Raw genomic sequence first — 9,772 nt, 5'->3', positions numbered from 1 at the left:
CATGCTATCCATACAAAGCATGATTACACAGCACTGCACACTCCTTCATACCCCCATAGGCTACTTGTGAAAATGGCTTCTGAATTCCTCGGTAGCGATATAATGCTTGATAAAATCCAAAAATCTTCTATCCATGTCACTCAGCTGCTTATCCCTGCCCCAGTAGAGGCAGATATTCACCTTGAGCGGCGGCGTCAGCTGACGCCTGACAAAAATCGTTTCCTCATTGGTAACAAAATCCGGCAGCACAGAAATCCCCAGACGATTGCCAACCAGCTGCTTGATGGTCTTGAGCTGGGTGGTGCACAGCAGGATATCCGGTATATACCCGCGCTCCACACAGCGCTCATATACATGCTGATACTGATAAGTATTGGACTGCTGCATAATAAAATGCTCATTCTTCAAATCATCAAAGCTGATTTCATCCCTGCGGGAAAGGGGCAGCTCCGGACTGACGCACAGGCTCATGTTATCCGTCATAATCAGCAGACGGTTGCTTACCTCCTCGGCGCCGCTGGAAAAAATAATGCCAAAGTCCAGCTCCCCGGCATCCGCCTTCTCCATAACCTCCGTAGAATCGCCATACTCCTTGACATCCAGATTCATGTCAGGATACATGGCCTTGAAGCTGGTGAACAAATCAGGAAAAAGGTAAGCCTCCACCATAGGCGGAATCCCGAAATGCACAGTTCCCTGCTTCTCCAGCTGAAACCGCTCCATATCACGATAGGTATCCTCCACCGACTTCATAATCTGCTCCGCATGCAGTAGAAAAGCCTTGCCCTCATTGGTAAGGGTCACATGCTTCTGCCGCCTGTCAATCAGGGTCAGCTTCAGCTCCGTTTCCAGTGACTTTATCGCCTTGGTGACAGAAGGCTGGGAAACATGCAGTTCCTCCGCCGTTCTCGTAAAATTCTTCAATCTGCTCAATGTGCAGAAATACTCCAACTGCCTGAAATCCATCCTGCCACCTCCTACATCACAAGCATCGTAAAGGTAGTATTGTGGAAGGCATTCTTTTCCCTGTGACTGCCCGCCGTGCGTCCCGGACATATCTCGCCAAAGGAATAAAAGCCTGACATGCTCATGCCCTCCGGTATCATGTGCACATACCCCTGAGCTTCCAGCTCAATATCGTTGGCATAGCTCATCAGACGGGAAGCGCAGGAGGTAATGATAACCGTAGAAAAGCCGTAATCCGGATTCTGCCTGACCTCTGACAGGGCATCCCTGGCCACAGCCTCCACCGAATCGTGGATGTCCTCCTTGCTGATAATGCCAATCTGTACGTTGGCACCAAGAGGCACCTTGCCCAAAAACATGCCACCGCCGGTTTCTTTATCCACAAAGGCCAGCTGGCGCATCATCTCTATTTCCTCACCATCCTCCGTCCGATAGCGGATGCGGAAAGGCGTACTCACATAATCGCAGACATTGATATCCGTGTTGATGCTGATACCGGCCTGAGCGATAGCCTCGGCCAGCGGCACCCCGTCCAGCTTCATGACCATGTTTCCCTGCAGCTCTGTAACAGTGCCCTCATAATCCAGAGTGCTGGCCACATTAAAGCCATAGTGGATAATCTTCTTTGCCCTGCCCGTAACCACAATCAGGGCCAGGGCATACTGCCTGACCTGGCTGCCGCAGACCACGCGGCAATCATCCATCACAAAGCTGTCAGAGGCCTGCCCGCCATAAACGGCGGTTCCCTTGCTCAGCTCATCCAGCGTGTCCACAAAATCCTCCCCCATCATATCAAGGGTAGGATTGCCGTAGGCCAGCACCAGCTTCACATCATCATCATCCACACCGGCAGTCAGCCTGTTGTACAGGGCCGTTATTTCCCTCCTGGCATTATCCGGCGTCAGCTCATCGGTACAGCCCACATGAAAGCCGCAGTCTGCCGAGGTAAGAATCTGCAGGGAAATTCCCTCTTTCTTGAACCCCTCCATCGTGAACATAGCCACGGCCGTGGTGCCGATAATCGGCAGGCCGAACCTGTCCTGCAGCCTGTCTGCCAGCTCCTGCAAATCCGTATCAGGATGGGCAAAAAGCAGTCCGGCGCTATGCGCCTCCAGCCTGAAATCCCCAAACTGCGATACCAGCTCATCTATTGCTACATCCAAATCATCTATTTCATCAGTAAATAACGCTACTGACTTCATCGCTCTCACTCCACATTATATCTATAGTCCCCAACCGGCCGCATAGAAATCCCGCCACAGCCGCAAACATCGATAGCCATCCTGACAGCCAAAAGCTGACGGAAGGCACGGCGGCAACGGGACTGGCAGGCTACTTCCACTGAGCAATCAACTTTTCAAGGGCATCATAATCAAAATCATTCCCCGCCGTCTTCATCTGCTCCAGAAGCTGACGCTGTTCCTCCGTCACCTTGAATTTGGACATCTTTTTCAGCAAACTGCCAAAGCCATCCAGATCGTAGTCACCCAGCGCCTCATTCATCTTGCCGATGGTGTCCTCCAGCTCCTGACGGGAAGCCTCCTCCAGCTGGCTGTCGTTCTGATGCTTCATAAGCTCATCCACGAAACGGTCGCTGATAAAGGCCAGCACCGCGCTGTATTTTGCCAGCAGCTTATCCAGATTCTTGATGATATACTCGTAGTCACCCTGCTTGCCGGCCTTTTCATGGGCCTTGGCCATAGTGGACAGCTCATTCTGCCCTATCAGGGCCGCTACGCTCTTCAGGGCATGCACCTCGATGGTATAGTTCTTCAAATCCTTTTTCTCGGCCAGCTCGCCCAAAAGGCGGATTTTCTTTCTGCCGTCTGTATACACCTGACGAAGAATATCCTTGTCCACATCATCCATCCGGGTGGTAAACGGCTTATCCAGCAGCACAAGCTTGCTGGAATCTATAAACTTCTGCAGGCAGGCATCCAGCGCCTTGGCCTCCAGCGGCTTCGGCAGAAAGCCCTGGAATCCATATTCCAGATACTGCTCACGCACGCCGCTGATAGCGTTGGCGGTCAGGGCAATCACCACGCTGTTCCTCTGCTCCGGAATCTCCCGCAGCTTGTAAAGAGCCTCCACGCCATCCATCACCGGCATCATATGATCCATAAAGATGATGTCGAAAAGCTCCTTGTTCAATATGTTCAACGCCTCCATAGCGCTCTCCGCCGTATAGACCTGCACCTTGTACGGCGTCAGCATGCCCTCTGCCACCTTGAGATTGACCTTGTTATCATCCACCACCAGCACCTTGACGTTCTCCGTGGTAAAGGTATACTGAAACAGCTTGTCCTGCCCGGAACTTTCCGCGTGATTGACCCTGCCCATAGGCCGCCAGTCCTCCACCTCGTTGACCATGGTCCAGGAAAAGGTACTGCCCTTGCCATATACGCTATCCACCGTAATGGAACCGCCCATGGATTCACACAGCTTGCGGCTGATGGCCAGCCCAAGGCCGGTGCCCTCCACGGAACGGTTTCTCTTGGTATCCACCTGCTCAAAGCTGGAAAACAGCTTGACCAGATCCTTCGGCTTGATGCCGATACCGGTGTCCTCCACACTGCCGTAAAGCCTTACGCTCCTGCCATCCCCCAGCTTTTCATAGGTCAGGCGCAGGGTGATGGTTCCCTCCTCCGTAAACTTCACCGCATTATTCAGGAGATTCACCATGACCTGCTTAATCCTGATTTCATCGCCAATCATGGTGTACGGGATATTCTCATCCACCTCCAGCACCAGACTGACCTTTTTCCCCTTGAGGCGCACATTTATCATGGTGGAAACATCAATGATAATCGAGGACATCTGGAAAGGCATGTTTATCAGGTCCATCTTGCCCGCCTCAATCTTGGAAAAGTCCAGAATATCATTGATGATGGTCAGCAGGGAAGCCGAAGCGTTCTTTATCATGATGGCATTTTCCCTGGCAAACGAATCCGTCGTATCCCGGATAATAAACTCCGACATGCCGTTAATTGCATTCATCGGCGTGCGTATCTCGTGGGACATGTTGGCCAAAAAGCTGGTCTTGGCCCTGTCTGCGCTCTCAGCCCGCTCCTTGGCAGTGATAATATCCGTAATATCCACCATGATGATCATGACCCCGGCAATTTCCTTCTGGTCATTGATGGCAGGGCGGATGTAGATATCAAAGGTTTCCTCCACGCCATGCACAACCATCTTGTCCATGTACTGGATATTTTTGCCCTCGTCCCTGGCCTCCACGCACATGGCTTCCAGATGACGCCGCCCGATGCGGTCAATCAGCCCATCAAACACATCAATGACAGGCACGCCATGATTAATCTGCTCCGGCGTAAGGGAGGAGCGCTGATAATATGGTGCCGTAGCCATAACCGTGTTCAGTCCGGTATCCAGCATGATGGATATATTCGGCGAATTCTGCAACAGCATGGCATTATAAAACACCTGCTGTCCCCTGGTCTTTTCGCTGAATTCACGGAATTTAATAGCCTGCTCATTCATCACGGAAAGAATATTATTCTCCTTTTGCAGGCGTTTCACCTCACGATTGGCCTTTTTCAGCTCCAATTTCAGATTTTTCAGCTCATTTTCCCGCTCCTGGGCAATCACTGCATCCATTTCACTCACACTCAGCCCTCCCGCTCAATCTGCCTATCCCATAAAAATCATTTAACCGATATAGCCGGTCACTACCTCCAGAAGCTCCGCCTTGTCAAAGGGCTTCATCACGATATCCTTTACCCCGGCGGCCTCTGCCCGCTCCCTGGTGGACGGCTCATCATCCGCCGTCAGGAATACAACCGGAATATCTGCCGTAGCAGGATTTTCCCGCAGTTTTTCCAGCACCTCGAAGCCATCCATCTCCGGCATCATAATGTCCAGAAGAATCAGCTCCGGCCTGTTTTTCTCCAAAAATTTGAAGGCCCGCTCCCCTGACGGCACCAGCACAGGCCTGCAGTCCTCTTTTTCTTTCAGCACCCTGTCCGCCATCTTCAGATTGATTGTACTATCATCCACTACAAGCACTTTTTTCATATCCATAATCCATCACTGCTCCCTAAGCTCAAAATCCTTGTCCCCATCAATAATATCGAGCATGACATTGGCAAAAATCGGGTCAAACTGCGTCCCCATGCCCTTCTCTATTTCAGCGCGCACCATGGCCTGGGTCATCCGCTGACGGTAGGCGCGAATCGAGGTCATGGAATCATAGGCGTCAGCCACGCTGATAATCCTGACGATATCGGGAATATCCATCCCACGCTTGCCGTCAGGATAGCCCATCCCGTCATACCGCTCGTGATGCCAGCGGGCCGCCTCATAAACCCCCGGCACCGCGGTAATCCCCTGCAGGATCTCCGCCCCCAGCACAGGATGCGCCTTGACGATGGCGTACTCCTTCTCCGTCAGCCTGTCAGGCTTGTTGATAATCTCATCCGGAATGCCGATTTTTCCTATATCGTGCAATAGGGCGGCATACTTTATGGAAGTAATCTGTTCCTCATCACAGCCCAGCTTGCTGGCAATCATCACCGCATACCTGGCTACACGCTCGGAGTGGCCCTTGGTGTATTTATCCTTGGCATCAATGGTGCGGCCCAGTGCATCCACCACCTGATCGAGAAGGGTCGCTATGCGCTGGTTCTTCTCCTTGTCCGCCTTGGTTCTCATGTATACCTCATGCTGGAGATTGGTCTGCAGCCTGGACAGCTGCAGCATGCGGTTGATGCGCATCATGACAATCTCCATGCGCAACGGCTTTACCAGATACTCGGAGGCTCCCTCCGAAATGCCCTGCAGCATGGATTCGTGGGTGTGCTCGGACACCATAATCGCCACGGGAATATCCATAAAGGCCTCGTTTCTCTTCAGCTCCCGCAAAGCCTCGTGATTGTCCTGCCCCGCATCGCTGATGTCCAGCAAAATCATGTCCGGCAGTTCCCCGCCGTGAAGGTGGGCAAACATCTGCTCACTGCTATCCACGGCATCCACCTGAAACTGATCCCGGAATGCCTGCTTGATACTGTTCTGGCACGCCTTGTCCGAATCCACTACCAGAATCTTCATCCGCTCCAGCTGACTGCCGCTGCCCTGATTTCTCAGGGACATGGCACTGTCAATCTGCCGCAGGACGCCCTCATAGTAAGCAATAAAATGATAATGATTGCGATGGATAAATTCCTCATCCCCGTCCTTGGCGGCCATCTCGACCTGCTTTGCCCAGGCCGAAAGCTCTTCCGCCCCGATATAGGCTGCAGAGCTTTTCAGCGTATGAGCCTTGATGCGGTACTTTGGCCAGTTATTTTCCAGATACATAGCCTTCAAGGCATCCAGCTGATTTTCCTCCACAAAGGAAGCCAGAATATCCAGATAAAAATCCTCATCATCCATACAGCGCTCCAGCCCCAGCTCCAGATTCAAAAAATCCAGCCTGGCCAGAAGCTCTGCATTGGCAAATCCCTGTTTCTCCTTATCCATGCTAATCACCATCCAAAAAAACCTGAAAAACTGTCATAATGCTTAGTGTATATTGTTTTGAATTATTTATAACTACTTACAAATCACCTATTTATTATAATAACCTATATCTATCGGAGATTCAAGCATGTTTTTGCAAATAACAGATTTTGCCTGCTGTCCCGCTTAGGCAGGGGTTGACAAAATATTGACAGCTCCCCTATAATATATTTAACATATTTTTTTACTATGTTTTAGAAAAATTTCCTTGACAGACTGGCAGGCAGGCTGTCACAATGAACATACCGAACATCGAAAAATATTGTAAAAAAGGAGGCATATTTTATGAAGCAGAATACTGGCATTCCCCGGAAGGATGTGTCTTTGGACACCTTTGACGCAGTAATCGACCGCCGCAATACCGGCTGCCTGAAGTACGATTCTGCGGCAGGGCGCGGCTACCCGGACAGCATCCAGCCCTTCTGGATAGCGGACATGGATTTTCAGGCCCCGCCGCAGGTGCTGGATGAGCTGGCCAAAAGAACCGCCCATGGCATTTTCGGCTATACGGCGCCCTGGCCGGAGTACCATGCCGCCCTGGCCGCGTGGTTCAGCAGGCATCACGGCTGGCAGGTCAGCAGTGAGGAGCTTGTCATTACGCCGGGCGTAGTCTTCGCCCTGGCCGCCGCAGTCAGGGCTTTTACAGAGCCTGACGACGGCGTAATCATCCAGCAGCCCGTGTACTATCCTTTTTCCGAAGTCATCAAAGCAAATGGACGCAGGCTGATAAACAGTTCCCTGGTCTGCAGCGAAGGACGCTACCATATTGACTTTGCTGATTTTGAGAAAAAAATCGTAGAGGGCAGGGCAAAGCTGTTTATCCTGTGCAGTCCCCACAACCCTGTGGGCAGGGTGTGGAGCAGGCAGGAGCTGCTACGGCTGGCCGACATCTGCCTGAAGCACGATGTGCTGATTGTGGCTGACGAAATCCACCACGAATTCACCCGTCCCGGCATCACTCACACCGTACTGGCCGGCCTCTCGGAAGAGATTGCCCGCCATACCATTACCTGCACGGCCCCTAGCAAGACCTTCAATCTGGCTGGACTGCAGGTTTCCAACATCTTCATCAGGGATTCCCTCCTGCGCCGCCGCTTCCGCCGGGAAGTCAGCGCCGCCGGCTACGGCCATCCCAACGCGCTGGGGCTGTTTGCCTGCCATGCCGCGTACACCCACGGCGAAAAGTGGCTGGAGGTGCTTCGCCTCTATCTGGAAAGGAACTATCAGCGCACAAAGGAATTCCTGCACCAAGAACTGCCAAAGGTACGGCTTGTTGAGCCGGAGGGCACATACCTTTTATGGCTGGATTTCCGCGCCTTCGGCCTGACGGACGAACAGCTGGATGACATCATCATTCACAAGGCCGGCCTCTGGCTGGACAGCGGCCATATCTTCGGGGCGGATGGCTCCGGCTTCCAGCGCATGAATATCGCCTGCCCGTGGACAACTCTGGAAAAGGGCCTGAAATCCCTTGCCGCCGCCTTTAAGGCAATGTAGGGCTCAAGAAAAGCAAAACTAAAAGCCTGAAATCTGACTGCCAAATCGTCAGTTTTCAGGCTTTTCCTATGCAATATGCAAATATATTTTACGGCAGGGTTTTCATATCAGCCAGCGGCCAGAATACCACCATCGCCTTGCCCTTGATTAAATCAAAAGGAACAAAGCCCACATCAGGAAAACGGCTGTCTTCCGAATTGTTGCGGTTATCCCCCATCACAAAGATATGCCCCGGCGGGATTGTAACCTTCGGATAATCCCCCCGGCATTTGCTGAGAATGTAGTTCTCCGTCTGCAGCTCATCATTGACAAACACGTTGCCATCCTTGATTTCTATGGTATCCCCCGGCACGGCAATCACCCGCTTGATAAAGTCACGGCTCTGATCCTTCGGGTACTTGAAGATGAGGATTTCACCCTTCTCCGGCTCGCGAAGATGATAGATAAATCTATTGACAATCAGGCGCTGCTGGTTTTCCAGCGTAGGCCGCATGGACGGGCCATCCACCAGATAAGGCTCCACAATAAAATTACGGATAACCATTGCCAGCACAACAGCAATGACAATCGAAATAACCCAGTCCTTGATTTCTTCCCCTAAATTATCCATATCAACACCTCTGCATTCCAATGTTTCACATTATCGTCGTATTATATAATAACACAATACCGCAATATTATCAGGTATTTTTCATAAACTTCCCATAACGAAAAATAGAGGCTGACCAATAAGGCAGCCTCTACAATTACCGGAATTAACGCTTCTCGCGGATACGAGCAGCCTTACCAGTGAGGTTACGGATGTAATACAGCTTTGCACGGCGAACTACACCACGGCGCTTAACCTCAATCTTCTCCAGACGCGGGGAGTGTACCGGGAAGGTACGCTCTACACCGATACCGCAGGAAATCTTGCGAACGGTGAAGGTCTCACGCACACCGGAGCCGGAACGTGCGATTACGATACCCTCGAAAGCCTGGATACGCTCGCGGGAACCCTCGACTACCTTTACCAGGCAGTTTACGGTGTCACCCTGCTGAAAAGCCGGGATATCGCTTCTGAGCTGCTCTTTCTCTAATTCCTGAATAATGTTCATTTTGTTTCCTCCTCTTTACGGACGTTCGTGTCAAGTGTTAAATTCTAATATGGCCTTGATCAGAGGACCGCCCAAATACCTCAATATAATACCACAGAGAAAAAAGCCCTGTCAAGCGATTTTCTGCCTATATCCTATCATATCAGGCACAAATTTTTCCCGCCCTGTAACACTCATAAATGTACTCCCGCGACTGATAATAAAAATCCGTGTTGTAATTAGAAATCGCACCATCCAGCCATGACTGGTAAATTTCCATTATCCCATCCACCACATTCATTTTATTTTCATTTGCAATATCCTCAATAAGCCTCTGGTATACTTCACCTATTGTCCAATAATCGGGCACCTCATACCTGCACACACTCACATTATCAAAATCCCCTGTCTGCACATTATACCTGGCAATAAATTCATCTGCCACCTTTTCTATTGGCTCACAATGAAATACATCCGCATAATCATAAATTCTCTTAATGGCAACCTTGCCTAACAACAGCACTACCTCTGACCGTCTTTGTTTCTGCTTTCTGCCTATATACTCTATTACACTACATGTAAAAAATAATGCACTGTCATTCTTCATCTCGTACTTCACGTCCCTTCAGAAATGTCAAAGCTGTCAATGCCCTCGCTGTGTGAAAGCTTATCTGATGTGTCGGATGCTTAAATTTCGCCAAACTCCAAAACGATTCTCG

9 protein-coding genes are annotated in these 9,772 nt (G+C 50.9%); 1 reads left to right on the top strand and 8 read right to left on the bottom strand.

The features are described from left to right. Positions 1–60: 60 nt before the first annotated feature. The 5 genes from ACI3UA_RS07835 to ACI3UA_RS07815 form a co-directional block, all read right to left on the bottom strand. On the bottom strand, positions 61–966 hold the full coding sequence (locus tag ACI3UA_RS07835; protein WP_439724256.1) for a LysR family transcriptional regulator: 906 nt from the start codon (positions 964–966) through the stop codon (positions 61–63). An 11-nt stretch (positions 967–977) separates the two neighbouring features. Next, complete coding sequence (locus ACI3UA_RS07830; RefSeq protein WP_439724255.1) at positions 978–2,168, bottom strand: FIST N-terminal domain-containing protein; 1,191 nt, start codon at positions 2,166–2,168, stop codon at positions 978–980. A gap of 130 nt (positions 2,169–2,298) precedes the next feature. Beyond that, complete coding sequence (locus ACI3UA_RS07825) at positions 2,299–4,581, bottom strand: ATP-binding protein (RefSeq protein ID WP_439724257.1); 2,283 nt, start codon at positions 4,579–4,581, stop codon at positions 2,299–2,301. Between the two features lie 51 nt (positions 4,582–4,632). After that, on the bottom strand, positions 4,633–5,004 hold the full coding sequence (locus tag ACI3UA_RS07820) for a response regulator (RefSeq protein ID WP_439724254.1): 372 nt from the start codon (positions 5,002–5,004) through the stop codon (positions 4,633–4,635). Positions 5,005–5,010: 6 nt separating this feature from the next. After that, complete coding sequence (locus ACI3UA_RS07815; protein WP_439724253.1) at positions 5,011–6,441, bottom strand: HD domain-containing phosphohydrolase; 1,431 nt, start codon at positions 6,439–6,441, stop codon at positions 5,011–5,013. A 324-nt stretch (positions 6,442–6,765) separates the two neighbouring features. Here ACI3UA_RS07815 and ACI3UA_RS07810 point away from each other — a divergent pair, with 324 nt between their 5' ends. Next, positions 6,766–7,977, top strand: coding sequence for a MalY/PatB family protein (locus ACI3UA_RS07810; protein ID WP_439724252.1), 1,212 nt, complete (start codon positions 6,766–6,768; stop codon positions 7,975–7,977). An 88-nt stretch (positions 7,978–8,065) separates the two neighbouring features. On the opposite strand, the gene lepB is transcribed toward ACI3UA_RS07810, so the two are convergent. The 3 genes from lepB to ACI3UA_RS07795 all read right to left on the bottom strand — a co-directional run bounded on the left by lepB (position 8,066) and on the right by ACI3UA_RS07795 (position 9,660). Next, complete coding sequence (gene lepB, locus ACI3UA_RS07805; RefSeq protein ID WP_439724251.1) at positions 8,066–8,587, bottom strand: signal peptidase I; 522 nt, start codon at positions 8,585–8,587, stop codon at positions 8,066–8,068. A gap of 145 nt (positions 8,588–8,732) precedes the next feature. After that, a complete protein-coding gene (gene rplS, locus ACI3UA_RS07800) occupies positions 8,733–9,074 on the bottom strand; it encodes a 50S ribosomal protein L19 (protein WP_439724250.1) in 342 nt (113 codons plus the stop codon). A 142-nt stretch (positions 9,075–9,216) separates the two neighbouring features. Next, the gene (locus ACI3UA_RS07795) at positions 9,217–9,660 is read right to left on the bottom strand and encodes a hypothetical protein (protein WP_439724249.1); all 444 of its coding nucleotides are present in this window, start codon (positions 9,658–9,660) and stop codon (positions 9,217–9,219) included. Positions 9,661–9,772 lie beyond the last annotated feature (112 nt).

The organism is Anaerovibrio sp., assembly GCF_051866355.1.
In the GTDB taxonomy this organism is placed as follows: domain Bacteria; phylum Bacillota; class Negativicutes; order Selenomonadales; family Selenomonadaceae; genus Anaerovibrio.
The sequence above is the reverse complement of the archived record's forward strand: the minus strand, read 5'-3'. Positions and strand labels throughout refer to the sequence as shown.